Annotated in this window: 26 protein-coding genes, 3 tRNA genes and 2 pseudogenes; 15 read left to right on the top strand and 16 right to left on the bottom strand. The window is 62.4% G+C overall.

What is annotated here, in order from left to right; translation table 11 throughout:
• The first annotated feature begins 56 nt into the window (after positions 1-56).
• From ACUXVA_RS25785 to ACUXVA_RS25775, 3 genes are all read left to right on the top strand, one after another.
• Entirely contained in the window at positions 57-959 is a 903-nt protein-coding gene (locus ACUXVA_RS25785; protein WP_265083061.1) for a LysR family transcriptional regulator, read from the top strand.
• Between the two features lie 303 nt (positions 960-1262).
• Positions 1263-2144 (top strand): AraC family transcriptional regulator, encoded by an 882-nt coding sequence (locus ACUXVA_RS25780; protein ID WP_445493354.1) that lies wholly within the window; start codon positions 1263-1265, stop codon positions 2142-2144.
• A 96-nt stretch (positions 2145-2240) separates the two neighbouring features.
• Positions 2241-2384: a hypothetical protein gene (locus ACUXVA_RS25775; protein ID WP_265083062.1), complete on the top strand. Its 144-nt coding sequence runs from the start codon at positions 2241-2243 to the stop codon at positions 2382-2384.
• A gap of 504 nt (positions 2385-2888) precedes the next feature.
• On the opposite strand, the gene ACUXVA_RS25770 is transcribed toward ACUXVA_RS25775, so the two are convergent.
• Positions 2889-3668, bottom strand: a complete 780-nt coding sequence (locus ACUXVA_RS25770; protein WP_265083063.1) for an NAD kinase — start codon at positions 3666-3668, stop codon at positions 2889-2891.
• A 305-nt stretch (positions 3669-3973) separates the two neighbouring features.
• Complete coding sequence (locus tag ACUXVA_RS25765; protein WP_265083064.1) at positions 3974-4516, bottom strand: tetratricopeptide repeat protein; 543 nt, start codon at positions 4514-4516, stop codon at positions 3974-3976.
• Positions 4517-4775: 259 nt separating this feature from the next.
• On the opposite strand from ACUXVA_RS25765, the gene ACUXVA_RS25760 reads away from it, so the two are divergent.
• The 3 genes from ACUXVA_RS25760 to ACUXVA_RS25750 all read left to right on the top strand — a co-directional run bounded on the left by ACUXVA_RS25760 (position 4776) and on the right by ACUXVA_RS25750 (position 6709).
• Positions 4776-5141, top strand: a complete 366-nt coding sequence (locus tag ACUXVA_RS25760) for a hypothetical protein (RefSeq protein ID WP_445488964.1) — start codon at positions 4776-4778, stop codon at positions 5139-5141.
• A 187-nt stretch (positions 5142-5328) separates the two neighbouring features.
• Entirely contained in the window at positions 5329-5745 is a 417-nt protein-coding gene (locus ACUXVA_RS25755; RefSeq protein ID WP_445488962.1) for a hypothetical protein, read from the top strand.
• Positions 5746-5995: 250 nt separating this feature from the next.
• Positions 5996-6709, top strand: a complete 714-nt coding sequence (locus ACUXVA_RS25750) for an outer membrane protein (protein ID WP_265083067.1) — start codon at positions 5996-5998, stop codon at positions 6707-6709.
• Between the two features lie 310 nt (positions 6710-7019).
• Here the strand turns inward: ACUXVA_RS25750 and ACUXVA_RS25745 are convergent, their stop codons facing one another.
• Positions 7020-7625 (bottom strand): flavin reductase family protein, encoded by a 606-nt coding sequence (locus ACUXVA_RS25745; RefSeq protein ID WP_445488959.1) that lies wholly within the window; start codon positions 7623-7625, stop codon positions 7020-7022.
• A 74-nt stretch (positions 7626-7699) separates the two neighbouring features.
• Positions 7700-9331, bottom strand: coding sequence for an MFS transporter (locus ACUXVA_RS25740; protein ID WP_445488957.1), 1632 nt, complete (start codon positions 9329-9331; stop codon positions 7700-7702).
• A gap of 163 nt (positions 9332-9494) precedes the next feature.
• Here ACUXVA_RS25740 and ACUXVA_RS25735 point away from each other — a divergent pair, with 163 nt between their 5' ends.
• On the top strand, positions 9495-10409 hold the full coding sequence (locus ACUXVA_RS25735; RefSeq protein WP_265083070.1) for an IclR family transcriptional regulator: 915 nt from the start codon (positions 9495-9497) through the stop codon (positions 10407-10409).
• Here ACUXVA_RS25735 and ACUXVA_RS25730 read toward each other — a convergent pair.
• Positions 10397-10471: transfer RNA gene (locus ACUXVA_RS25730), tRNA-Thr, on the bottom strand. The two genes, ACUXVA_RS25735 and ACUXVA_RS25730, sit on opposite strands and share 13 nt — an antisense overlap.
• A 188-nt stretch (positions 10472-10659) precedes the next feature.
• Positions 10660-10920, bottom strand: a complete 261-nt coding sequence (locus ACUXVA_RS25725) for a hypothetical protein (protein ID WP_265083071.1) — start codon at positions 10918-10920, stop codon at positions 10660-10662.
• A 262-nt stretch (positions 10921-11182) separates the two neighbouring features.
• Between ACUXVA_RS25725 and ACUXVA_RS25720 the strand changes: the two genes are divergently transcribed.
• A complete protein-coding gene (locus ACUXVA_RS25720) occupies positions 11183-11650 on the top strand; it encodes a hypothetical protein (protein ID WP_445488955.1) in 468 nt (155 codons plus the stop codon).
• Between the two features lie 33 nt (positions 11651-11683).
• Positions 11684-12325, top strand: coding sequence for a hypothetical protein (locus tag ACUXVA_RS25715; protein WP_445488953.1), 642 nt, complete (start codon positions 11684-11686; stop codon positions 12323-12325).
• A gap of 61 nt (positions 12326-12386) precedes the next feature.
• Here the strand turns inward: ACUXVA_RS25715 and rlmB are convergent, their stop codons facing one another.
• A complete protein-coding gene (gene rlmB / locus ACUXVA_RS25710) occupies positions 12387-13226 on the bottom strand; it encodes a 23S rRNA (guanosine(2251)-2'-O)-methyltransferase RlmB (RefSeq protein ID WP_265083074.1) in 840 nt (279 codons plus the stop codon).
• Positions 13227-13397: 171 nt separating this feature from the next.
• On the opposite strand from rlmB, the pseudogene ACUXVA_RS25705 reads away from it, so the two are divergent.
• Positions 13398-13562: pseudogene (locus ACUXVA_RS25705) on the top strand (transposase); the annotation flags it as partial.
• Positions 13563-13683: 121 nt separating this feature from the next.
• Positions 13684-13914, top strand: a complete 231-nt coding sequence (locus ACUXVA_RS25700) for a hypothetical protein (protein WP_445488950.1) — start codon at positions 13684-13686, stop codon at positions 13912-13914.
• Positions 13915-14158: 244 nt separating this feature from the next.
• Here ACUXVA_RS25700 and ACUXVA_RS25695 read toward each other — a convergent pair.
• Together ACUXVA_RS25695 and ACUXVA_RS25690 are read right to left on the bottom strand one after the other, a co-directional pair.
• Positions 14159-15094 (bottom strand): annotated as a pseudogene (locus tag ACUXVA_RS25695) (IS110 family transposase); the annotation flags it as partial.
• A gap of 14 nt (positions 15095-15108) precedes the next feature.
• Complete coding sequence (locus ACUXVA_RS25690) at positions 15109-15531, bottom strand: IS5 family transposase (RefSeq protein ID WP_445488948.1); 423 nt, start codon at positions 15529-15531, stop codon at positions 15109-15111.
• Positions 15532-15865: 334 nt separating this feature from the next.
• Here ACUXVA_RS25690 and ACUXVA_RS25685 point away from each other — a divergent pair, with 334 nt between their 5' ends.
• Positions 15866-16057, top strand: a complete 192-nt coding sequence (locus ACUXVA_RS25685; protein ID WP_265083078.1) for an antitoxin VbhA family protein — start codon at positions 15866-15868, stop codon at positions 16055-16057.
• Complete coding sequence (locus tag ACUXVA_RS25680; RefSeq protein ID WP_265083079.1) at positions 16054-16365, top strand: hypothetical protein; 312 nt, start codon at positions 16054-16056, stop codon at positions 16363-16365. The genes ACUXVA_RS25685 and ACUXVA_RS25680 overlap by 4 nt, the downstream gene beginning before the upstream one ends.
• A gap of 77 nt (positions 16366-16442) precedes the next feature.
• Here the strand turns inward: ACUXVA_RS25680 and ACUXVA_RS25675 are convergent.
• Positions 16443-16528, bottom strand: a tRNA-Tyr gene (locus ACUXVA_RS25675).
• A 351-nt stretch (positions 16529-16879) separates the two neighbouring features.
• On the opposite strand from ACUXVA_RS25675, the gene ACUXVA_RS25670 reads away from it, so the two are divergent.
• Positions 16880-16953: transfer RNA gene (locus tag ACUXVA_RS25670), tRNA-Gly, on the top strand.
• A 322-nt stretch (positions 16954-17275) separates the two neighbouring features.
• Here the strand turns inward: ACUXVA_RS25670 and ACUXVA_RS25665 are convergent.
• Positions 17276-17506, bottom strand: a complete 231-nt coding sequence (locus tag ACUXVA_RS25665; protein ID WP_265083080.1) for a hypothetical protein — start codon at positions 17504-17506, stop codon at positions 17276-17278.
• Between the two features lie 525 nt (positions 17507-18031).
• Positions 18032-18430, bottom strand: coding sequence for a hypothetical protein (locus ACUXVA_RS25660; RefSeq protein ID WP_265083081.1), 399 nt, complete (start codon positions 18428-18430; stop codon positions 18032-18034).
• Between the two features lie 512 nt (positions 18431-18942).
• Here ACUXVA_RS25660 and ACUXVA_RS25655 point away from each other — a divergent pair.
• On the top strand, positions 18943-19296 hold the full coding sequence (locus ACUXVA_RS25655; RefSeq protein ID WP_265083082.1) for an LOG family protein: 354 nt from the start codon (positions 18943-18945) through the stop codon (positions 19294-19296).
• Positions 19297-19301: 5 nt separating this feature from the next.
• Here the strand turns inward: ACUXVA_RS25655 and ACUXVA_RS25650 are convergent, their stop codons facing one another.
• From ACUXVA_RS25650 to ACUXVA_RS25635, 4 genes are all read right to left on the bottom strand, one after another.
• Positions 19302-20048, bottom strand: a complete 747-nt coding sequence (locus ACUXVA_RS25650; protein ID WP_265083653.1) for an endonuclease/exonuclease/phosphatase family protein — start codon at positions 20046-20048, stop codon at positions 19302-19304.
• Positions 20048-22036, bottom strand: a complete 1989-nt coding sequence (locus tag ACUXVA_RS25645; RefSeq protein WP_445488945.1) for a VTT domain-containing protein — start codon at positions 22034-22036, stop codon at positions 20048-20050. Before ACUXVA_RS25645 ends, ACUXVA_RS25650 begins: the two co-directional genes overlap by 1 nt.
• Before the next feature lie 297 nt (positions 22037-22333).
• Entirely contained in the window at positions 22334-22483 is a 150-nt protein-coding gene (locus ACUXVA_RS25640; protein ID WP_445488943.1) for a hypothetical protein, read from the bottom strand.
• Between the two features lie 145 nt (positions 22484-22628).
• Positions 22629-23980 (bottom strand): IS3 family transposase gene (locus tag ACUXVA_RS25635; protein WP_445487836.1). Its coding sequence is split into 2 segments (ribosomal slippage): positions 22629-23644 and positions 23644-23980, totalling 1353 coding nucleotides; the frame shifts between segments, so codons are not numbered across the junction.
• Positions 23981-24331 lie beyond the last annotated feature (351 nt).

Raw genomic sequence — 24331 nt, 5'->3', positions numbered from 1 at the left:
TTTCGCGGTATCCGGTATGATCGGGAAGTACTATTCCGCTCAGTGGGAGAATGGCGATGGATCGGCTGGAGGCGATGACGGCCTTCGTGGCGGTGGTGGAGGCCGGCGGCTTCTCCGCGGCGGCGCGGCGGCTGGGCACGCCGCTGACCTCGGTGAGCCGCAAGGTCGCCGAGCTCGAGGATCATCTGCGCGCGCGCCTGCTGACGCGCACCACGCGCAAGGTGACCCTGACCGACACCGGCCAGCTGTATTTCCAGCGCTGCCGCCGGCTGCTCGACGAGATCGGTGAATCCGAACGGCTGGCATCCGGCGAATACCAGGCGCCGCGCGGCGGCCTCACGGTCAGCGCGCCGCTGGCGCTCGGCCGGCTGCACCTGACGCCGATCGTCGCCGAATTCCTCGCCGCCTATCCGGACATCGACGTCGCGCTGCATCTGTCCGACACCGTTGCCAACATCGTCGCCGACGGCGTCGACGTGGCGGTGCGCGTCGGCCAGCTGCCGGACAGCAGCCTGCGGGCGCTGCGGGTCGCCAGCATCCATCAGGTGGTGTGCGCCAGCCCCTCCTATCTGGCGCGGCGCGGCATGCCGTCAAAACCGTCCGATCTCGGCGCGCATCACTGCGTCACCTTCACCGGCCTCGAAGGCAGCAAGGAGTGGACCTTTCGCGCCGGCCGCAAGGTGGAGCGGCTGGCGATCCGCTCGCGCTTCGCCGTCAACACCGCCGAGGCCGCCGCCGACGCCGCCTGCGCCGGCACCGGCATCACCCGTCTGTTGTGCTACCAGGTCTCCGGCGCCGTGGGCGACGGCCGGCTGCAACTGCTGCTGCGCAAGTTCGAGCCGACGCCGCTGCCGGTCAACCTGGTCTCGCCCGACGCAAAACTGATGCCGCACAAGCTGCGCGCCTTCATGGACTTCGTCGCCCCACGGCTGAAGGCAAGGCTGGTATTCAGTGTGTGAGGGGGAGGGGGCGCTGCGGCAGCATCATGGCACTGGCTGAAGCCTTCCGGAAACTGCGCGCCAAACTGGGGTTGCCAGAGCTCCGTCGCGGCTTATGCAGACCTTCTGCACGTCGATACGACCGTCACTGAAGCCCGAGAATAGTGGCCTCTGAGAAGCTGCCTTGAATGAACGTGCTCGCCTCGCGTCAATCTTGTTTGCTTTTGCAATTACTTTCAAAAATCGCAAGATCGGTCGAGCGGCTAGCCCATTCCGGACCTTATTTGCTGGCTTGCCACCAACAAGGAATATCTCGTGTCAAAGCTGCCTGCCGATCTCGCTCGATACCATGCTCGCATGCAGCGTGTCGTCGCGCATATCGACAGCAATCTCGACGGCGATCTCGGGCTGGAAGCGCTGAGCTCGGTCGCGGCCTTTTCCGCCTGCCATTTCCACAGGCAATTCAGGGCAATCTTCGGCCTCTCGCTGCATCGGTACGTGCAGTTGGCGAGGATGAAACGACCTTCATGGCGCCTTGCCTATCGGTGCGATGTATCGGTCACCGAGATTGCACTGGATGCCGGCTACGAAGCTCCGGACAGTTTTGCCCGGGCTTTTCGTCAGCGAATGGGGCAGGCGCCGAGGGCTTTTCGCGAGGATCCGGACTGGTCGGCATGGGCAGCGGCAATGGAGCCGTTGGCTGAAATAAGGAGCCAGATCATGACGCAGAACTTTTCCATCGATGATGTCTCCGTTCGGGAGGAAGCCGACGTTCCTGTCGCTTTCATGAGCCACCGTGGCGATCCCGAAAGGCTGGGCGAGACAATTCGCCAATTCATTGCCTGGCGCAAGGCGAGTGGCGTGCGCGCCGCGACCCACGCTACTTATACGATCTTCCACACTGATCCCGACAGCGTTGCCGCCGAGGACTATCGGATCGATCTGGCTGCCGCGACCAATCGTGCCATAACGCCCGCCGATGAAGGTATGGAGGCGGGCCTGATTCCGGCAGGCCGTTGCGCGGTGCTGCGCATTATCGGTGAGAGTGACAATCTACGACCCGCAGCGAAGTTTCTCTATGGTCAGTGGCTGCCTGCAAGCGGTGAAGAACCAAGAGAGTTTCCACTTTATGCCCAGCGCGTGAGCTTTTTTCCAGACGTGCCGGAGCACGAAGCAATCACCGACCTGTACCTGCCTTTGAAATAGAGGACGCGATGGACAACACTTGCAGTCTCGTTCCCTCCCCCGCGAAGCGGTGGGGAGGGCTAGGGTGGGGGGCTCTTCAAAACGGAGACAAATGCCATGAAGCCCGACGAACCGGATGAATTAGCCAAGGCGCTTTCGAAAGGCCTGGCCGACGCCGATGCCGGCCGCACCCAACCGCTGGACGAAGCCTTCCGGATACTGCGCGCTGAGCTGGGGTTGGCGGAAAAAAGCGGCGGCTGATCTGATCAACCGCCCTCAGTTCTAAAAAGCATCTCTAATTGGCTGCTGGCGTGTATGTTTGGCCAATTGGCTGCCCGACGACGAGGCTGACCCGTTGCGGATTAATTTTGCCGCCGAGTTGGCTAGGCTCGACGCCGCCTGAGCGTCCTCGCGCCCCCCACCCCCGGTCCCTCCCCACCACTCGCTGCGCTCGCGGGGGAGGGGAGGCATTCACGATACCGTGAGCGTGGAACGCGCGTTCCACGGAGCGAGGAATTTAGTCCATGACATGGCGACGGTGTGGCGGGGCGCCCGAACGCTGCCAAATCTGCGGCAAAGGCCGGATTGCGGCGCTGCCATGGTTTGGCCGCAGCCGATTTCGCCCGCGTGCGGCGCTGCCTGAAGTTTGCCGCAACGATTTGCGGCGCTTGCGGCGCGATCGTGGCCAAATCGCCGGTGCAGCGCCGGATGGCGCTTAACCCGTTGCCGCGCCGGACAAATCCGTCCCGAACCGGCGCGTCCGGCTCAGAACCCGAACTGCTCGCTCAAAATGCGTTCCTCGAGGCTGTGGCCGGGGTCGAACAGCATGCGCATGGAGATCGACTTGTCGGAGACGATCTCGACGCGCTGGACGTCGCGGGCCTCGTCGTGGTCGGCGACTGCGGCGACCGGGCGCTTGTCGCTGTCCAGCACCTCGATCACCACGATGGCGGTGTTGGGCAGCAGCGCGCCGCGCCAGCGCCGCGGCCGGAACGGGCTGATCGGGGTCAGCGCCAGCAGCGAGGCGTTGATCGGCAGGATCGGGCCCTGCGCCGAGAGATTGTAGGCGGTGGAGCCGGCCGGCGTCGCCACCATGATGCCGTCGGCGGTGAGCTCGGCCATGCGCTCGCGCTCGTCGATCAGGATGCGCAGCCGTGCCGCCTGGTTGGTCTGGCGAAACAGCGCGACCTCGTTGATGGCGTGGTGGATGTGCACGTCGCCATGCACATCGGTGGCGCGCATCAAGAGCGGATGGATCACGGTCTCGCTCGACGCCGCCAGCCGGGCGTGTAAATCATGGGCGCTGAACTCGTTCATGAGGAAGCCGACGGTGCCGCGATGCATGCCGTAGATCGGCGTGCCCGAGCGCATGTGGTCGTGCAGCGTCTGCAGCATCAGCCCGTCGCCGCCGAGCGCCACGATGACGTCGGCATCATTGGCGTCGCGGTTGCCGTATTGCGCGGTGAGCTGCGCCAGCGCCGCCTCGGCCTCCGGGCTGTGGCTGGCGACGAAGGCGATCCGCTCGTAACGCTTGGACGGGGTCATGGGATCGCGGGCCTTTGCGGCGACGGAGGAGGGCGATGGCGCGGGGCGTCGTCTAGCGGCGTTGACGCGGCTTGTCGAGCCGGCAGTTAAGGGCGTGCCGGGCAGGGTGTCGAGCGCGCGGGCGCAGGATGGTTAGCGGGCGGGCTGAAGGCGGCGCGGCCCTCTCAATTGTCGTCGCCCGGCCTGCGCGCAATTGCGCGCCAGGACCGGGCGATCCAGTATTCCGCGGCGCCGGTGATGGCGCCGTGGCGTCGGCGTTTACTGGGTCACCCGCATGCGCGGGTGACGACAGCTGCGTGTTTTTCTCAGTACACCAGTCCGTTGCCCGGAGCCTGCGCCAGCGCGGCCTGCAGCGACTTGTATTCGGCGGAGTCGGTGCCGGCCAGCGCGCCGATCCGGCCCAGGTGATATTGCGCCTGGTCGCGGTTGCCCTGTTCGAGCTGCCACAAGCCGTAATACTGCCAGGTGCGGACGTGGTTGGGATCGGCCTTCAGCGCGCGCTCGTACCAGGCCTGCGAGACCTGATAGTTGCCAAGCTTGCGATAGGAATAGCCGATCAGGTTGGCGACGTCGGCGCGGTCGTCGGCATCAAGCGCCTTGAGCTGCGCGATCGCCGCGGCGTAGTCGTTTTTGTCGTAGATGGTGGCATAGGCCGTGCGATAGCCCTTGATGAAAGCGGGATCCTCGAGGCCCGAGCTCTTCTTCTTGTCCTTGGTGGACTTGCCGTCGGACGCCGGCGGCGAGGACGGCGTATCGCCGCCTGCCGCGAACACGGTGGACAAAGGTGCGGCGGCCAGCGCCGCGGAAAACATCGCCAGTGTGGTCAGCCTGATCGCGAAACGGGTCATGGGTCGCTCCCTAGTTCGAGGCAGACAATCTGCCATGAAAGTCGTGGAAGACAAACCCCGCGAAACGCCCGGCATTCCCCGGCAGCGCAAATGCCGCCGGCCGTCCGCGTCACATGACAGAGATGTCACCGACATGAACGAAGTCCGTCGCCGCGCTTCAGAATGGGTTCAGCGCGCCCCCGCTACGGTGGCTGCATGATCGACAAGCCCGGCCAACCCGACCGGTCAACTTCGTGATCGACATCGACAGGAGACGACCATGCTGAAAAAAATGTCTGCCGCGCTGATCCTCGCTTCCCTGCTCGCCGGCCCCGCCATGGCCGCCGGTCCGGTGCTCGACACCGGCAAGGATGTCGGCAAGACCGCGCCGAAGACCGAGACCGCCGCGCCGATGATCAAGTCGGATGCCAAGGTTGCCAAGCCCGACGTCAAGACCGAGGTCAAGCCGGTGGCCGACAGCAAGGTGCAGGCCAAGCCGTCGGTGCTCGATGCCAAGGCGCAGGCCGTGAAGCCGCATCGCCGCCACATCCGGCATCACCATCGCTTCCACGAGAAGCTCGGCATGCACAAGACCTTCAAGCATACCGCTCACGGGGCCACGGTCGCGCACATCAAGCGCGGCTGAGGGTGCGCCGCGGCCGCGGCTCATTAGCCCACCGCGGTCGCGGACATCGCCACCGGCCTGCTGCCATCCCCGGCAGCAGGCCGCGGCTGTTGAACGCAGACCCCGACGCCAATTCCATTTCCGCCGCGAACGGTCTAGGAAGGCGCCGTCGTCCGGCGCGCCGGACATCTCCGGAACGGGTAGAGCATTGCGGAATTTTGCGAAGCGCGCGGCCATCGTGCTGCTGCCTCTGGCGCTGGCGTGTTGCGGCGGCATGGAGCGCGGCATCAGTTTCACCGACGACCAGGGTACGGCCGCGCAGCCGGTGCCGAAGAACGCCAGAGCCGATCTGCTGTCGTTCTTCAGGACCTACATCAACAATCCCGTCGGCGTTCGCGATGCCGCGCTGGCCGAGCCGGTGCAGCGCACGGTGGGCGGCCGGCTGCGCTATGTCGGCTGCGTCCGCTACACCGCCCGCGATATGGACGGCAAGTATCAGGCGCCGCAGGAGCGCGGCGTGATGTTCGTCGACGGCCGTCTCGACCGCGTGATCGAGAACAGCAGCGACGCTTGCGCCGGCGCGACCTTTCAGCCGTTCCCCGAACTGCAGGCCATGACCCGCTGAACGCGGAACCCGCGCGCCACATCGCGACGCGATGATTCACACGCGCCGGGGAGAGATCGGTTCCGTCCGATCAAGTTGCCGTGAGCGGTGAACCATTCGCGAGTGAGATGACACGAAAACGCGATGGAACCCAATGTGTTGCTGCTTCATCACAGTTGCGGATTCATCGCTGCTGCGGCGTCGCCCGGAAGCAACCAAATTGCCGCCATGTTGTTTTTCGAATGTCAGTTTGAACAACAGGGGATCTACCATGAAGAAGTTTCTGCTTGGGGCGACGGCTCTGGTCGCATTGACGGCCTCGGCATCTGCGGCCGATCTGCCGGCGCGCACCTATACGAAGGCGCCGGCCTACACCGCACCGGCTGCAGTTTATAACTGGACAGGCTTCTATATCGGCGGTCATCTCGGCGGCGCGTTCGGCGACTCGAGCAGCATCCAGGGCGACAGCGGTCGCTTCATGGGCGGTGTGCAGGGCGGCGCGGACTATCAGTTCGCCACCAACTGGGTGATCGGTATCGAAGCCCAGTACAGCTGGATGAACAGCAACAACACCGGCCGGCTGTTCCCGAACGGCACGCTTGTGACCGCCAATAACGATCAGCTCGGCTCAGTCACCGGCCGTCTCGGTTATACCTGGGGTCCGGCGCTGCTCTACGCCAAGGGTGGTTATGCCTGGAAGGGCAGCAACGATATCGGCGTGATCCCCGGCGCAGGATTGGCACCGGGATTCTCGACCTCGGGCAATTCGAAGGACGGCTACACCGTCGGCGCCGGTCTGGAATACATGTTTGCACCCAACTGGTCGGCCAAGGTCGAATATCAGTATTATAACTTCGGAAACACCACCGTTACCGCAGCGTCTATTCCGGCGGGTTCGGCGAGCTACAACAACGACGAGCACACCATCAAGGCTGGCCTGAACTACCGGTTCGGCTGGGGTGGCCCGGAAGTCGCGCGTTACTGAGCCGACACAGACGACTGACGCCATTGGCGTTCGCAAAGGCCGGCATTCGTGCCGGCCTTTTTGCGTCGGTACGTGCCGGCGGAGTGGGCGGGGAGCCGGGACGGCCGGGGGCGGGAATCGAAAGTAAACGAGTCCTGAATCAGCCGGAAAATAAGTTCCGAGACTCTCTTGCCAGAATCGCCCGATGTTCCCTGCGTCATGGATACGCTGTTCAAAACCGGGATCGACGGGGTGCAGGCGGGGCTGGCGGTCGCGCTGCTCGCCGCTTGCGCCATTAATGCTCTGCTGGTGTGGGCGTGGCTGTGAGGCGCTATGGCCTGGTCGGCTGGAACAGGTCGGTCGAGCGCGCATACCAGCCGCTGCCGTGCATGCGGCCGATCAGGTCGAGCGCCGGCGTGTCGATATGGCCGCGGCTGGCGTCGATGACGAAAGCTTCGGCGATATGGGCGCACAGCACCTGGCCGATCACCACCGACTGAAGCGGGCCGGTGAGGACGGTAGCGATGCTGCGGCATTCGAAGCCCACCGGACTGTCGGCAATGCGCGGCGGGGCAACCCTGAGTGACGGCACGGTGTTCAACCCGGCGAGCAGCAGTTCGTCGGTGGCCGGCGGCGCGTCGATACAGGTGACGTTCATGGCGTCGGCCATGGCCGACGGCACCAGATTCACCACGAACTCCCCGGTCGAGACGATGTTCTGCGCGGTGTCCTTGAAGCCGCGCTGCGGATGCCGCAGCAGGCCGATGGCCACGGTCGGCGGCTCGTGGCCCATGACGTTAAAGAAGCTGAACGGGGCGGCATTGCGGATGCCGTCCGGCGATTGCGTGGTGATCCAGGCGATCGGGCGCGGCGTCACCGTCGCGGTCAGGATCTTGTAGGTCACGTCCGCGGGGAGCTCTGACATGTCGAACAGCATGAGGGACTTCTATTGTGATGGCGAATGAAAACGGGCTGCCGAAGCAGCCCGTGGGGAAGGCGGGGAGGGCGGAATTACTCCGCCGTCAAGGCCGGTTTGCTCGGCAGGACGATGGTGCCGATCACCATGGTGACCGCGGTGATCACCACGGGATACCAGAGGCCGGCGAACACATCGCCGACGGCCAGTGACAGGTAGGTCGCCATGAACGGCAGGAAGCCGCCGAGGATGCCGGCCCCGATGTGATACGGGAACGACAGCGCGGTGTAGCGGATGTTGGCCGGGAACAGCTCCACCAGGAACGAGGCCACCGGGCCGTACACCATCGCTACCATGACGGTCATCGCCACCAGCAGCAGCACGATGGTGACCGAGGAGATCCGGGCCGGGTCCGCCTTGGCGGGGTAGCCGGCGTCGGCCAGCGCCTTGCGGTATTCGGCTGGAGCGAAGCCGGCAATCGTCTTGCCCTGCACCGACATCGACACCGCCTGGCCCGGGATGGGCGGGGCGTAGCTGAAGTTGATGCCGCTGGAGATCAGCAGCTTCTTGGCCTGCACGCAGGGCTTCAGGTGGTCGCTGTGGGTACCGACCAGGGCCGCGATCAGGCCGAATCCGCAGGCGTCGCTGGCGGTGTCGGCATGCACGGTGACCGGCGCGCTGCGGGTCACCGCCACCAGCTGGGGATTGGCGGCTTCGAGCAGGGCGGCGAACATTGGACGGTAGCATATTGCCGCCAGCAGCAGCCCGGTCATCATCAGCCACTTGCGGCCGATACGGTCGGACAGCCAGCCGAACAACACGAAGCTCGGCGCGCCGATGATCAGGCCTGTGGCCATCAGCATATACGACGTCTGCAGGTCGATCTTGGCCACCTGCTGCATGAAGATCATGACGTAGAACTGGCCGGTGAAGTAGGTCGACCCCATGCCGGCGGTGACGCCGAACAGGGCAATCAGGATCAGCCGCAGGCTGGACCAGCGGGCAAAAGCATCCCGCACCGGCTGCTTCGACAACTTCCTGTCGGCCTTGAGTCGCGCGAACACTGGCGACTCATGCAGCTTGGCGCGGACATAGACCGAGAACGCCAGCATCACGATCGACACGATGAACGGCACGCGCCAGCCCCATGCCTTGAAGTCGGCATCGGACATGACGGCCTGGGTGCCAAGGATCACCACGATGGACAGAGCCAGTCCCATCGACGAGGTGATCTGGATCCAGCCAGTGAGCAGGCCGCGCCGGTTCGGGCGCGAGTGCTCGGCGACGTAAATAACTGCGCCGCCATATTCACCGCCGACGGCGAGTCCCTGGATCAGGCGCAGCGCCACCAGCGAAATCCAGGCGGCGTTGCCGACCGACGCGTAGGACGGCAGGAAGCCGATCAGTGCGGTGCTGCCGCCCATCATCACGATGGTGATCAGGAAGGTGTACTTGCGACCGACGGTATCGCCGATGCGGCCGAACAGGATCGCGCCGATCGGGCGGATCACAAAGCCCGCGGCCAGCGCTCCCAGCGAGGCAAGCAGCGCAGCGGTCGGGTTATCCGGCGGAAACAACACCGAACTCATGAACACGGCAAGCGAGCCGTAGATGAAGAAGTCGTACCACTCGAAGATCGTGCCGAGCGTCGACGCCAGCACCACCTGCTTTTCCTCGCTCCTGGTCAGATCGCGTTCCGCGTCCGCTGCCAGCGAAATTGTACTCATGATCTCAGCCCCCATTGCAGGGGCCGGCGCGACGAAACTGCGGACCCCAGATATGACATGGTCATACTGATATGATATTATCAAACATCGCAAGCTTGAAAAACTTGCCCGAACAGCCCAACAATGGGGCAGCCGGAATCCGCCCGCAAACTGCTGATTTTCAATGATTTTTGTGAAACCCTCAGACACCCGCAAAGCCGGAGCGGTCGCGAAAAAGGCGGCTGCGAGCACGGCGGCCGGCAAGACGACAGCCAAGCCGGCCAAACTGCTAAAGGCTGAACGGCCCGGCCGACGCGGCATCCAATCGATCGAGATCGGCTTCCGGATTCTCGATTTCCTGCGCACCGAACTGCGCCCGGTGCCGCTGAAGCGGATCGCTGCCAGCACCGGCATGTCGGCGGCGAACGTGCATTACTACCTCGTCAGCTTTCAGGCTGTCGGCATCGTCCGGCAGGAGGTGGACACCGGCTGCTATGCGCTGGGTCCTTACGCGCTGAAACTCGGGATGGCGGCCATCGAACAGTTCGACGTGTTCACCGCGGCGCGTCCAGTGATGGCCGAGCTGGCGGGCACGGTCGGCCATACCGTGTTTCTCGGGGTCTGGGGCAATCGCGGGCCGACCATCATCTACCGCGTTGAAGGTGGCGGCAGCCGTTCGATCATAGAACTGCGGGTCGGCAGCGTCCTGAGCCTGTTGCGCTCGGCGCTGGGCCGCAATTTCCTGGCGCATCTTCCCGGCGATATTACCGAGTCAATGCTGCATCAGGAGCTCAAGGAAGAACGCGCCCGCGCGGGCGCCACCTCGGACGATACGCCGGCGAACCGGGTGGAGGTCGACGACATGCAGCGCACGATCCGTCAGAACGGCATCAGCCGCTGCCGCGACGCGCTGTTGCCGAACTTCACCTCGATCTCGGCGCCGATCTTCGACCAGACCGGCTTCATGATCGCGGCCATCACCATGATGGGCCCGATCGGAATTCTGGACGATGCGCTATCGGGAGACACGGCGCAGGCGCTGCGCCAAAAAGCCGCCGCCATCTCGGCTACTGCGGGCTGGGTGGCTGGTGCCGGTTGAGAGGATTGAACTCCCGACCTTCGGTTTACAAAACCGCTGCTCTACCGCTGAGCTAAACCGGCAATAAGATCAATGCGTTGTGCATTGCAGCCGCGACCGCGCTGATTCCGCCGCCGTGCTGCGCCGTCGAATATCAGAGTTGCAGCGGAGAGGCTACTCAGTCGTTGCTCAGCAGCACGCGGAGATTTGGCCCCGAAGCCTCGTGTCGCAGCCAGTCAATCTCCAGCCGCGCCGCCAGGCCCTCGATCTCTCAATTGCAGGGATGCGCGCGGCCGTTCTGACCGCGATAGGCGGCGGCGGACTGGTCGCAGCGCACGCGCAGCGGGCCGTCGTAATAGGCGAAGGTGCCGGGCAGCAGGCCCGGTCCGTAATTATGCCCGAAGTCGATGCGGTAGGGCTCGCCCGGCGCCTTGTAGGCGAAGGTCTCGTGGCGCGGATGTTTCCAGTGCCGCGCCATCGCGGGCGTCGCCGCGAGCATCGACAGGATCAGGGCTGCACTGAGAAATCTCATTGTCGTCTCTCCGCAAAGTGTGAGTTGCAAACACCCGGCATGGACTTGAGTTCCGGCCATTGCATCACGCGCGCCCATGGCCCGCAAGCGTCCGGGCGCGCAGCGGCAGGACGGACGACGTTAACGTTTCCGTCCTGCCGCTGCAGGCAATTGAACGACCTTGCATGCTTACGCGTTAGGCTTACCGGCAGTTTACAACCTCGCCTTAACCCATCCTGCCAAGGCTTCGATTATCCTAACGCCAGATTGCAGGATATTGCCCATGCGCTTCATTGCAGCACTGCTGACCACCATCGCCACGACTCTGCCGGCCTTCGCGGGCGACGGATTCAATATCGTGATCCCCGGCCGGCCCGGCGTGCCGATCATCATCAATGGCGTCAACGCGTCTTACGCGGTGGTGGAAGGCGACTGGGGTCTGGCGCGTGGCATCCACGTTCAGCCGACGGTCTATGGTGGCCGTTATGTCGATTCGGAGCCGAACGTCGGGCATTACTACCCGAGCGCCGGTCGCACCCCGGGCTACGGTCGCCTTGAAATCGAGCCCCCGAAAAATCGTAAATTGCCGGAGCCCGCGGCCAGCTACCACGACTCGTGGTCGGCGCAATCCGCGCCGCCGGCGCCGCAGCAGGTGCCCATGTATCCGCCAGCGGTGATCGAACTGCCGCGCGATGGCGGCGGTCTGCTCCCACAGAATCCAGGTCCACCGATCCGGAAAAACCGCAACTAGACCAACCAAAAAAAACACCCACAGGAGAGCGTAATGCGTCAGATGATTTGGAAATTGGCGGCGGCTGTTGCCGTTGTCACAGCGGCCAGTGCTGCGCCCGCCATGGCTTGCGGCGGCGGCCTGTTTTCGAGCGGTTGCTCGCCGTGCGGCCAGGCCTATGTCAGCCCGTGCGGACAGGGCTACGGCCAAGGTTATAGCCAGGGGTATGGCTATGGCGGCGTTGCCAGCTATCAGCGGCTGCCCGATCCGGCCCACCAGTATTACTACGTCAACCAGGGTCCAACCTTCAGCGGTCCGGGCAACTTTGCGCCGGAACCGACCTATCAGGAGACCTCGACGCCCGGCTGGACCGGCTATGAGCGCGGCGATGGCGACTTTGGTAGCCGCGGCTATGCCAGCGCTGGCTATGCCAACGGATATTCCTATGCGCAGCCCTATGCCCATGCGCGCGTCGAGTACAGCTATCAGCCGCGCGTGCGGCCGAGCTATCGCTACGGCTACAGCATGCGTCCGCAAGTTCGCTATGGCTACGCAACGCGCAGCTACGCGCCGCGCTACGGCTATCACCATCGCCGCTTCGCCGGTCCGCGCGTGATGTATGCGCCGCGCTACGGGATGTCGCACCACGGCTATCGCCACATGCAGTATCAGCGCCCGCTGCGTCGGGCGTACTGATCGCCGAAAGGCTGACGAAGACGCCCGCCCGCGCGATGCGGGCGGGCGTTTTCGTATGGCCCTAGTTCATCAGGCCGAGCTTGCTGGCGCCGATATACAGGGCCAGCACGGCGGCATTGGAGACATTGAGGCTCTTGATCGCGCCGGGCATGTCGAGCCGCGCGACCACGCTGCAGGTGTCGCGGGTCAGCCGGCGCAGCCCGCTGCCCTCGGCGCCCAGCACCAGCGCCAGCGGCTGGTGGAGCGGCACCGCGCCGAGCGTGGCATCGCCCTCGCTGTCGAGCCCGACGGTGAGGAAGCCGAGGTCGTTGAGTTCGCTCAGCGCGCGCGCCAGGTTCGGCACGGTCACCACCGGCACCAGTTCCAGCGCGCCCGAGGCGGATTTTGCCAGAACCCCGGTGGCTTCCGGGCTGTGCCGGTGCGTGGTGACGATCGCCTTGACGCCGAAGGCCGCGGCCGAACGCATGATCGCGCCGACATTGTGCGGGTCGGTGATCTGGTCGAGCACCAGCACGATGCCGTCCTGCGGCAGTTCGTCGAGGGCCGGGCCGTCCAGCGGATCGGCCTCGGCGAGCAGCCCCTGATGCACCGCCTCGGGGCCGAGCATGGTGTCGAGTTCGCGCGGCGGCACGATGATCGGATCGATGCGGGTGTCGATCTTGTCGTCGGCCAGCCGACGCGCGGCATTCTCGGTCAGCCACAGCTTGCGGATCACCCGCTGCGGATTGGCCAGCGCCGCCACCACGGTGTGCCAGCCATAAAGGATCGCCACGCCGTCGCCGCGCGATTCGCGCCCGCCACGGTCCGGCCGGCCGCCTCTGGAATGCGGTTTGGACGGGCCTTTGGCGCCAGGCTTGTCGCGCCCGCGGGCGAATCGCGGCTTGCGGTCTCGATCGGTCATGATGGCTTGTCTCACGGGTCCCAAGCGATGGCAATTTGCCGTTCCGCAACGCCCGGAAAATCTTGCAGAAACCCGGGCAGGGCCGCCCCGCAGGGCTAGGGTCCGGACCCAATAACCGGATTCCCCTGGCAGCCTGATCGTGATTCACTGCCTCATCGAGGAGGCGGTGAGATGGGTGATTTCTTTTGGTTTTCCGATGCGCAGTGGGCTCGAATTGAGCCGCTGCTTCCGACCGGCGTGCGCGGCAAGCCCCGGGTAGATGATCGTCGTGTGCTAAGCGGGATCGTCCATGCCCTGCGCTGTGGCGGCCGTTGGGCCGACTGCGCCGACGTCTACCAGTGCTCGACTTCGGCGCCGACGCCGTGCGCGCACAAGAGAAGACGGTGACCTGCAGCAACTGGCTCTTCCACAACGGCCGCGCCGGCGACCAGCACCGCAACGTGAACACCTTGAACAGTTGCTCGACGCGCTGCCCGGCGTCGACTGGTCGCCGCATGCGCCGCGCTATGCGCTCGCGGATTTCGTGGTCACGCTGCAGGGCTTCGAGAAATCCGATGTCAATCGGCCCTTTAATTGCGGGCTGTTGTCAAGCACCCGTATGGCCGCGCTCAGCAAAGCGGTAGCGGTCGCCCCATCGAAACTGGATGGGGTTGTGGAGATGGGGCGAGAGCGGCCGGCGATACGATAGCCGGTCAGCGTTGGATTTTCGTTTGCCGAACAATCTTAGCGCGGTAGCTTTGATGCCATCGCCAGGGTCATGGTCCTTTCCGAGGTCGCCAGGCGCCTCATGATGATGTCCGGGGCGGGTGCCTCAACGTGTACAGCGGAGTACGGACAGGCCGCCACCAGCCGATTGACCGAGGTCACCGCGACCACCGTCCCAGCGGGACATCGCCAGCCCGGCGGACCAGGCCAGAAACTTCAGGATGCCTTTAGGCCGGGGTTGCATGGCCCCAGTCGAATGAGGTGCCATCCACCCAAATGCAGTGAAGGATGACGGCGATCTTTCTGGCAATAGCGACCTTCGCCTTCTTCATACCTATCCGCTTTGCGAGCTTCATTCCCCAGACCTTGAGGGAGGACCATTTTTTGGTCCGATAAAGCAGGACAGTCGCCGCCTCGAACAGGTAGGTTCGGAGAAGACGGTCGCCCCATCGCGATATCTTGCCGCTCGTATCGGTTTCTCCAGATTGGTTGCGCCGAGGCGTAAGGCCGAGATAGGCGCCGACCGTAGAGGCCGATCGGAAGCGGGACGGATCGTCGATCGTATGGCGGAACGTGAGGGCCGTCACCACTCCGACGCCTGGAACTGTCATCAGGCGCCGCGTCGTCTCGTCTGACTTCGCCAATCGGCGGACCTCATCGTCAAACTTGCTCTGCTGCTGACAGATATGCTCATGAATCGACAGGAGCGGCGCGGTCACGCTGAGAAGCTGGTGATCGTTGCCGAGTAGCTCGCTGACCTGATTGCGGAACTGTTGGCCGATGGCGCGAGGGAATAGCAATCCATATTCCTTGATCAGACTGCGGACTTGGTTCTCAATGTCCCGGCGCATGGATACGAGTCGGGATCGCGCGACGAGTATCGCGCGGACCTTTTGACTTTCCTCGCTCTTAACTTTCACTTCTCGATACCAACCGACCCGTACCAGTTCGGCAAGACCTCGAGCGTCATTTTGATCACTCTTGTTCATACGTACCGACAGTGCCGCGTGTGCATGCCGCGCATCGATGCAAACGACAGGTAGATCGACCCTACGAAGTTCGTGCCAAAGCCAGCTTGACATCGCGCCGGTCTCAAAACCAATGCGCTCCGCCAGTGGCGCATGTTTACGAAGCAGGTCAGTCAGAGCGCCGGGATCTGACTTAGGGTCCGGACTCACTACAGCCACCAGATGACGGCTGCGGCGAGGCTGATGGTACTCATGAAGTTTCGGACGTTGCGGTCGAATCGGGTGGCGATGCGTCGCCAGTCTTTGAAGCGGCAGAACATACGCTCGATGACGTTGCGCTGCTTGTAGATGGCGCGGTCGTAATCGTATTGGATCTTGCGGTTCTTGCGCGGGGGAATGACGGGCTCGGTGCCACGCTCGACCAACCACTCGCGCAGCGCCTGGCTGTCGTATCCCTTGTCCGCGACGAGTTCGGCCGACGGTGGCATCGCCTCGATGCAGAGCTGCGCAACCCTGCAATCGTGAACGTTTCCGGGCGTCAGGAGCAGGACGCAGGGGCGCCCCTTTTCATCGCAGACCGCATGGAGCTTGGTGTTTCGTCCGCCTTTCGTGCGGCCGATACCATGAGCCAAGGCCCCCCTTTTCCACCGCCTGCGCAGCGGTGATCCACCTCGATCGTTCGACGGGACGAGACGCCGGCGTCACCTTGTCCCGTGAGCGCAACGTAGATAGCCACCACGCCGGTCATTCCTATCGGAAGCGCTTGGGGCGCCAAGGGGTCAGTGCACGCGGATTTTCGGGGTGAAGTCGATTTGCGGGCGTACTATGCCTCCGGATACGGGCGAAAGCTGTTACAGAAGATAGAATTTCTTCAATAGTATCAGAAGCGAAAAATCAGGTTTGCGGGCTTTGTATGGGTCGGTTTGCAATGGCGGCCGGCGCCATCAATGACACGGAGGAGACGTCATGACGCCCCCCAAGAAGCTCCAGGCCCGATCCGACGCCGTCCGCTTCGCTGTGACCAACACCGCCATCGAGGGCGGGCAAGTCCTGCCGGAGACCGAGTCGGCGCTGGACGAGTGGGCGCACGGAGAAATCGACGACGCCGAGCTGATGGAACAGACGCTCAGGAAATTTGGGAAGGGAGGGACGTCATGACGGACGACATCATCGACTGGAGCGAGAAGCACACCAAGCTGCCTGCCAGCGACTGCAAGCCCATGGAGCTGACCCCGTTGCACCGGGAGATTCTCCGTCGCCTGAAGCACCACAACTGCGTCATCGTTCGGCAAGGACTGGGGCGCGGATTCGTTTGCGGAAACTATCGCCCGGCCCAGACAGGCTCCCAGGTTCCAGAATCCGCGCCCAACGGGATGCGATTCTGGATGACCAGGCTGAGCGGCCCGAGCCGCGAGTTGTCCACAGCCGACCTGCTGCCAGTTTCAGGAAATCTGACCCAAAGCTGACCCAGCGCCTAATCTGACCCAGAAAAGGGCTCTAAAATCAGAGGCCCCGAAGGGCTTTTTCTTCAATGAAAACAGGATGGTGGGGGAAGAAGGACTCGAACCTTCGAAGTCATAAGACGGCTGATTTACAGTCAGCTCCCTTTGCCACTCGGGACACTCCCCCGCTCCACGCCATCGAACCTCATTCCGCCCCTGAGAGCGGCTGGCCGGCCGATGATGACGTTAAAACGTGCGCCCAGTGATGGGCTCCCGGTTCGGCGCGTTTATGACGGAAGCGGTAGGGCAAAGTCAACCGACGGAGGGACGATTATCCGCTTCATCGGTCACGCCGCGATGACAGCCCGGGTTCCATGCCGCCCGGCGGCGCGGGGGACCATGCGCGACGGATCACCCGAATCAGGGCTGATGACGGCTCGTGAGGGGGCGCCCGGCGCCGCAGGCATGCTGGCTGGCAAAATTCCGCGGGATCCCACGGGTTGAGACCGGCCCGGCACCATGCTAGGTGAACGCCAGCGCGGGTGTAGCTCAATGGTAGAGCAGCAGCCTTCCAAGCTGAATACGAGGGTTCGATTCCCTCCACCCGCTCCACTCTCTAGATTATTGTTATTACACACTTATTTTGCTTTAGCGCGAGCGTGTGCTATCTTTTTCAGAAAAGCTCATACAGCGTTCGTACAACGTTAGACCCCGAATCCATACAACGGATCCTATCTACTTTCCGCTTTCGTCCGCCCGAGGCCCCCACAAATGTGCGGGGAGGGCGCGCAATGTGGCGTGTGAGATAGGGAGGCAGGAGCGCAATTCTCTGCCAACTGTGTAATCGTAGGGTGGCCGATGTCGCGAGACGGAGTGGTCGAGTGCCCTTGGAAGCGCTGATGTACCGCATGGTGACTCCCGCTCCGGAAGACCATTAGAAATCCGAAATAAGCCAGAAGTCACTGAGCACAGCGCATCGAGGCTCGATCTTGGCCCGATGTTTTAAAGCCCAAGCCAATAGAACTGCCGATGCGGCATCGCCGAGCAGGGCGTAGGCCAGAGTTGCCGAAACAGCGAGGTCCACCTCAGTGGCAATGATCGGGTGCTTCTTGATCTGGCGAACACATATTCCGATCGCGACCGCGGCGAGCGCTTTGCCGATCACGACAATTGTTTACCCACGCTATCGCGCTGGGTAGCCAAGCGAGAATGAGATATTCCAGCGTGTCAACGATGTGGCCAAATGGGTCATCAGCCCTACGTCTTGCCAGGCGCAGAATAGGTCGAAGCCGAACCATCGCTGGCTGTCCACGATCGGAAAGACCAGCCAGAGATAAGGCGCGCTGTCGAAGGGATACGGGGCGGTTGGCAGGGAAGCGAGGTAGGGGAGGACGGAGTGGAACGCCAGCACGATGATGATGACGGCAGCCCGAAGGTTGACGAGAGCAATGCTTGATCTGCTCATTGTCGTGCTGGCCCCGTGTCAATCCGCAAAATGCCACCGAGTGGGTATTTACGTCCCACGCCACCAGCACGACCAGCGTCTCAATGCCAGTCTGAGCCCGTTCGATAGTTCAATTGTTCTAGTCCACCTTAAGGCTGTCTTTGCGAGCGACCGTGTCGCCGCTTGCAATATTGTGGTGATGGACGGATGCTTGAAAAAGCGCCGCCTAGGCGCTTCTAAAATTCATTACTGGCAAAGATGGTTGCGGCCATCCTCGCCACGGAACACTGTTCCTGGCTGACAGACGAAGCCATTGCGAATGGCATACCCGGGATCGTAAGGAGGCGCGACGTTGTAGCCCGGCCCATAATAGCCGGGCGGGTAGCCGTTGTAGACGTAGGGCTGCGTTGCTGCACCAATCATCGCCCCACCGATCAGTGCGCCTGCGATGCCAAGGCCAATTCCCGCGCCGCCATGATAGCCGCCGTGCCGGCCGCGGCGATACTGTATGGTCTCTGCCGACGAACCCACCTTCTGTTGCAGCATCAGTGGCAACCCGATCGGCGCCGCTGCGGCAGGTACAACGACCCAAGGCCCGAAGGCTATAGCCAGCGCGGTGACGAGAACTCTAGACGATTTATTCATTTCAATAACTCCCAAATATCTGAGCAAGGAGAAGCGCAATGATTAGGCGCGAAGGGCTGCATGTGATTGATTTAGCTCAATAGGGAAATCGGATGAGCTTCGCGGATTAGGATACATGCTGCGCCGTTTCACACATCAACGCGAGCTTCAGAATTAGCCCAACTTCAAATTATGCGCGATTGCGACAGTGGAATTGATCTTGATCAAATTGAACGCCGGATTTGCCAAACGCTTGGCGTCGATCTCGTTGGAGACGCTCTTGTCTGTCTCGGAGACGGCGCCCGCGACGGGGTGAACCCTGTTCCCATGGTTCGGCCAGCAATCCTTCGAGAATACTGCCGAGCGTTAGATCATCGGCATGTCCGAAACGCTGGACGCGGTGCGAGCTGTTGGGTCGGTGGCGACGATTGTCGGCGTGCTCTGCAGTTCTGATGACGCATCGTTGTTAGGGAGCTCGATTTAATGAATTAGCTCAATAGCCCGGCTGCCAAGAACAGGAAACGCCGTGACGCGTGTTATTCGCGCTTCCGTCAGCTGCACCATATCCGAAAACGGAGAGTCACTTCAAAGGGATCGGCCACTGCGGCTTTTCAGCGCGAGTCTCCGTCATCAAAATTGCGACAAAGCCAAATTTGAAGGCCGATTTGACACTCTGTTTCAGCTTTCATTATTGCGCCTTGCGCAAGCTGCATTTTCTCCTTCGGGCCAAGACACTCGTGGCGTTTCCTAGTGGTTATGGCACGTTCGACGAATTGTTCGAGGTTCTAACTCTCATTCAGACACGGAATATCAAAGCTAATTCCCGTTGTGCTGGTGAGCAAAGCCTATTGACGTCGTGCCGTCGACATAGAGTTCCTGGTCGATGAAGGTATCATCGATGCTCCGTTGCGGAATGGCTGCCGTCTGCCGGCGCCAGTACTACGGGCGGGCCGTCCCCGACATCTTCAAAGGCGATATCCGCCAGCACCGGCAGATGGTCCGAATACGTCCGCGCCTCGCGGTCAGTCCATGCCTTCACGATGGTTGCGTTTCGCGTAGCGTAGATGCGGTCGAGCCGTAGCATGGGAAGCCGCGCCGGAAACGTCCGCAACCGCGTCCGCACCGGGCAGCGCGAGGCCAGCCCCCGCCGCACCGACTTGACCCAGAACCAATCGTTGAAGTCACCGATGACCAGAGTCCGCGGCGCAACCACGAGGGCGGCGAGCGCCTGCGCCTGCGCCTGGCGCTCGTGGATGCTGAGGCCAAGATGCGTCGCCACCACCGTCACCTCGCCGATCGGGAAACGTATCGCTGCGGAGATCGCCCGACGGGGCTCCCTCTCCTGATAGGAAACGTCGGTCACCTCGGGCGCGCCGGCGAACGGCCAGCGGCTGAGTAGCACCTGCCCGTAGTCGCCGTCTTCGGTGACGATCGAACGGGCCTCGACGCGATGTTCGCCGACGGCGTCCGCCAGCCTGGCGAATACATCGTCCTTGCGTCCGCGCGAGTCAATTTCCTGCAGGGCGACCACATCGGGCGACCACTTATCAATGATCGAGCAAACGCCTTCCAGGTCGAAATCCGGATTAAGATTGAACGTGCCGTGCACGTTCCATGTCATGATGCGGATCGTCTCCATCACGTGCGGCGTCCGCTCCACCACGTCACTACGAATTGAACCGCGAGACAGACGACAATCCACAGCAGGATGGTGAGGCCGAGCGGCACCGCGTTCGACCAGGAGGCATTTTTGGCGAAGTCCGCGATCTGCGCGCCCAGCGCAGCCATGGTGACAATGCCGGGCGCCATTCCCAGCACCGTCCCGATCAGAAAGTCACCCAGCCGCAACTGGCTGGCGCCGGCCAACACGTTGACGAGTGAGAACGGCGCGACCGGTACCATCCGGATCATCGACACGGCAACGACGCCCTTGCCGACGATGCGGTTCTGAACGCGCAAGGCGCGCGCTCCAAGCAGCGATTGCAGCCGCCTGTGGCCGAGAAGACGGCCGATCATGAACAGCACGAACGAGCTTGCCATTACGCCGGCCGTGGCGCTGATCGCGCCCATCCAGGGCCCCAGCGCCGCCGCCGTCGCGGCAATCATGACGGTCACGGGGAATACGACCAGCCCTCCCAGCACGAAGATCGCGACTGCAAACAGTGGTGCCCATGCCGACTGTGAATGCCTTGCGATGAAGGATGCGACGTAGCCAATATCGGTGTAATCGCTCAGCGACGTCGTGCGCCACGCCAGCGCGAGGCCAGTGAGCGCGACCACAGTACCGCCCACCGCCAGCAGCGTGCGCGGGGTCCACATCCGCCGCGCCGCGCGCTGCAGATTGAGCGGCTGCTTCGGATCGGCGATCGGCTGGATGATGTCGGTCATCCCAACGACCGGCGTCCTTTCTTCATCAATCGGCAGCAAGGCCCGGTCGGCTCCGCTCTGTGCATGGCGATCGATGAATCTAAGCAGGTCGTCTTCGTGGTCCGCGATGGTGGCCTCATCCACTCCACAGAAATGTCCGATCAGCCGGCGCCGCAGGTCGCAGATGAATTCCCGATGATCTTCCGTCGTTGCCTCGAATGCCAGATCGCATTCGGTGTCCGCCCCCATCGAGCGGTTGTTGATGTTGGCCGAGCCGACCCGCAGGAACCGGTCATCGACGATCATGACTTTGCTGTGAATCATCACCGCGGCCGAGGATTCCTTGCCTTTTACCGAAGGATAGAGAATGCGCAGCTGGTCGGCTACGCCGGCCGCGACGAACGGATGCATGAAGCCGCCGCGGCCGGCCTGCATCGCCTGCGATTCCAGCCATGACGAATGCGCCTTAGGCGTCACGATGAGCACGTGCAGCGACGGCACGTCAGCCATCCGCTGCGCCAGCGCCTCCGCGATCCCGGTGGCGCTGGCAAACTGGTTTTCGATATAGATGAAGCGGCTTGCGGCACCGATCGACGCCTCGAACAGCCGGGCCACCTCGTCGACCCCGTCCTGCGACGCGGTTCTGAGTTCGGTCCGCGCGATGCCAGTCTGGATCTGCCTTGCTCCTGCCGGCACGGATGCAGGCCAGCGATCGCACGCAACAGCTTCGCAATCTTCCGCTGTGCAACCGGCAGCCGCCCATCGCTCGAACGCGATCTCGCCGAGTGCTGCCGCGGCCTGGCCCTCGACCATGCACTGCACGTCGTGGAACGGCGGGTATGGCTTTCCGGCGGGGTCGCGACGAAGCGGATGCTCGGCTAGATGCTCACTGGTGTCCCAGCGCCGGATCGTCAGGTCCAGCCCGCCGACAAACGCAACCGCGTTGTCTATCACCACGATCTTCTGATGCTGGGACGATCCGAGGGGAAGGCTGGAGTCCAGACAAAACTGAATTCGGCCGTCACTTCCTGTCGTGAACTTGTCGGCGGAATTCCATTCCCGCTCGGCAGCATACAACGCCGCGAAATCCCAGCTTAAAATGTTAATCTGAAGCGCGGGTTTTGCTTTGAGCAATCTTCTCAGGAAAGGACCAAGCTCGGTCGGAAATCCGTCGTCAGCCCAGCCGGTTGATCCGACCAGCAGCGTTTTGCTGTGAATGTCCCAGCCAAGGATATACACTTGTCGCTCGGCCAGCAGCAACGCGTCCCTCAGCGCGCCAAAGTATTCGGCAGCGTCATTAAAGACGGCGAGCCTGGATGCTTCGCAACGCCTCCAGACGGTCTGGCCGGGGATCAGAATGGATGAACTGTTGAGCAGTCGTCACCTTGGACCTGGGGTAAATCCCGTTAATAATCGACGATAGGGGATCAGTACCCTCAAACGCCTCGGCTCTTAGTCGGTTCCACAGGACGCCGACAAAACGCACTCGTCTCTGAGGCGAGGTGCAATTCCATTCTGTGCCACGAAGAGAATCATGCACTGCAACAAAAAACAACCTTATGGATGCGCTGCCTGCAGACGCCGCACCGTGAATTCGATCTGTCCGTCCGGCAGTTGTCGCCAATGTTCAACAATCGCCATGTAGTCGCCCTGCGGGAACTGGTCGAGAACCTCGCGAGCCTTAAGGCGAGCCGCTTCGACCGGCAATGTGAATGTCTCTCGCAACAATCCTTTGTCCGGCTCGCGGCTGTTAGATAGCCGGGCGGCAAGATCACTGGGTGTTCGTCGTCAGGCACTTTGAGACTGATCAGGCGCTTCGAGAAGAGAGGCTCTGGCTCATCAGGGTTAGAGTTTAAGCGGCCTGCAGTCGATGCTGCAAGCGACGGTTTGCGATGGTGGCGAGTTTGATGCGTCTGCGTTCTGCGAGGATCGTCTGTGCTCTGCCGAAGTAAACGTCGGCAGGTGTGACGTTTTCGATGCTCTCATGATAGCGGACGTGATTGTAGTGCTCGACAAAGGCTCCAATCTGTCGGTCAAGATCTCCAGGTAAATAGTAGTTTTCCAGCAGAATGCGGTTCTTCAAGGTCTGGTGCCAGCGCTCGATCTTGCCCTGGGTCTGCGGATGATAAGGTGCTCCCCGCACATGACGCATGCCCTTGTCTTCGAGCCAGTCGGCGAGATCGCCTGCAACATAAGACGCGCCGTTGTCGCTGAGCAGTCTCGGCCGGTGCACGACCGTGGCGCTGTCAAGGCCCGATGCCGCCAGCGCCTGGTCCAACGTAGCCGTGACGTCGGAAGCGCACATAGTGGGGCCGAGCCGCCACGCCACGATGTAGCGCGAGAAGTCGTCCAACACCGTCGACAGATAATACCAGCCCCAGCCGGTGATCTTGAGGTAGGTGAAGTCGGTCTGCCAGAGCTGGTTGATCGCGGTGGTCTTTTCTTTGAACTCGTTCGCCGCCTTGATCACCACATAGGCCGGGCTGGTGATCAGGTCATGCGCCTTCAACAGCCGATAGACCGACGCCTCGGAGACGAAGTACTTTTTCTCGTCGGTGAAGCGCACTGCCAGCTCCCTCGGTGACAGTTCGGGAGCCTGCAACGCCAGATCGATGATCTGCCCGCGGACGTCGTCCGGGATGCGATTCCAGACGCGATCCGGTCGGGAGCGATGGTCCGCCAACGCCTCCAGCCCGCCCTCACGGTAACGGTCATACCAGCGATAGAACGTGGCGCGCGGGATGCCGAGCTTGTCCAGCGTGCGCTTGGCGGGCAGATGCGATTGCTCCACCAGCTCGATAATTTCGGCCTTCTCGGATGCGGGATACCTCATGCCTCGTCCTCCCCATCCTCGCTCATATTTTTTTTGAGCAGACGGTTCTCCAGGGTGAGATCGGCAACAACTTCTTTCAGAGCTGTAGCCTCGCGACGAAGATCCTTCACCTCGCCAGGTGTTGCAGCTCGCGCAGTGTCACCGGCCAATCGACGCTTGCCGGCCTCCAGGAACTCCTTGGACCAGCCGTAATACATCGAGGCGGCGATGCCTTCCCGGCGGCAAAGCTCCGAGATGTTCTCCTCACCACGCAGCCCCTCCAGGACGATGCGGATTTTCTCCTCGGCCGAATAATGCCGACGCGTCTGGCGCCGGATGTCCTTCAGCACTTGTTCTGCGGGCGCTTTGCCCGGTCCGGATTTCTGTTTCATCTTCGCTCCTTACGGCTACGATGAACCAGAAATCCTCCCTTCGTGAAGTCCCTCAATTTGTCTCAAGGGTGCTGACGGTGAACAATCACTGGGTTGACTGGGCATGTCACGACTCCGAGCAACCACCGCGTAATATAGCGGGTGACTAAAACGATTTCAGTGAAACGGCAGACACTTTCCACGATCACCGCGGCGGAACCGACGATGTGAGAACGGTGGTCGTAGGGATTAGTGTAGACGATACGCTGCCTCGTGTTTTCCTGAACCATGACAGCCGACCAACCGCACAAATCCTTGCGGATACATCTCATGACCGTGAGAGCCTACGGCGTCTTGCTCTGACATCGGGCC

The organism is Rhodopseudomonas sp. RCAM05734 (assembly GCF_052658035.1).
Note: the sequence above shows the minus strand (reverse complement) of the source record. Positions and strands in the feature narration are given on the sequence as shown.

Excerpts from the sequence above, each read along its gene's own strand:
- ACUXVA_RS25745 (WP_445488959.1), bottom strand. The coding sequence starts at position 7,625 with ATGCTGTTCGACATGTCAGAGCTCCCCGCGGACGTGACCTACAAGATC.
- ACUXVA_RS25775 (WP_265083062.1), top strand. The coding sequence starts at position 2,241 with ATGAAGCCCGACGAACCGGATGAATTAGCCAAGGCGCTTTCGAAAGGC.
- ACUXVA_RS25660 (WP_265083081.1), bottom strand. The coding sequence starts at position 18,430 with ATGAATAAATCGTCTAGAGTTCTCGTCACCGCGCTGGCTATAGCCTTC.
- ACUXVA_RS25680 (WP_265083079.1), top strand. The coding sequence starts at position 16,054 with ATGACGGACGACATCATCGACTGGAGCGAGAAGCACACCAAGCTGCCT.
- ACUXVA_RS25785 (WP_265083061.1), top strand. The coding sequence starts at position 57 with ATGGATCGGCTGGAGGCGATGACGGCCTTCGTGGCGGTGGTGGAGGCC.
- ACUXVA_RS25750 (WP_265083067.1), top strand. The coding sequence starts at position 5,996 with ATGAAGAAGTTTCTGCTTGGGGCGACGGCTCTGGTCGCATTGACGGCC.
- ACUXVA_RS25765 (WP_265083064.1), bottom strand. The coding sequence starts at position 4,516 with ATGACCCGTTTCGCGATCAGGCTGACCACACTGGCGATGTTTTCCGCG.
- rlmB (WP_265083074.1), bottom strand. The coding sequence starts at position 13,226 with ATGACCGATCGAGACCGCAAGCCGCGATTCGCCCGCGGGCGCGACAAG.
- ACUXVA_RS25720 (WP_445488955.1), top strand. The coding sequence starts at position 11,183 with ATGCGCTTCATTGCAGCACTGCTGACCACCATCGCCACGACTCTGCCG.
- ACUXVA_RS25650 (WP_265083653.1), bottom strand. The coding sequence starts at position 20,048 with ATGGAGACGATCCGCATCATGACATGGAACGTGCACGGCACGTTCAAT.
- ACUXVA_RS25725 (WP_265083071.1), bottom strand. The coding sequence starts at position 10,920 with ATGAGATTTCTCAGTGCAGCCCTGATCCTGTCGATGCTCGCGGCGACG.
- ACUXVA_RS25760 (WP_445488964.1), top strand. The coding sequence starts at position 4,776 with ATGCTGAAAAAAATGTCTGCCGCGCTGATCCTCGCTTCCCTGCTCGCC.
- ACUXVA_RS25735 (WP_265083070.1), top strand. The coding sequence starts at position 9,495 with ATGATTTTTGTGAAACCCTCAGACACCCGCAAAGCCGGAGCGGTCGCG.
- ACUXVA_RS25685 (WP_265083078.1), top strand. The coding sequence starts at position 15,866 with ATGACGCCCCCCAAGAAGCTCCAGGCCCGATCCGACGCCGTCCGCTTC.
- ACUXVA_RS25740 (WP_445488957.1), bottom strand. The coding sequence starts at position 9,331 with ATGAGTACAATTTCGCTGGCAGCGGACGCGGAACGCGATCTGACCAGG.
- ACUXVA_RS25715 (WP_445488953.1), top strand. The coding sequence starts at position 11,684 with ATGCGTCAGATGATTTGGAAATTGGCGGCGGCTGTTGCCGTTGTCACA.
- ACUXVA_RS25770 (WP_265083063.1), bottom strand. The coding sequence starts at position 3,668 with ATGACCCCGTCCAAGCGTTACGAGCGGATCGCCTTCGTCGCCAGCCAC.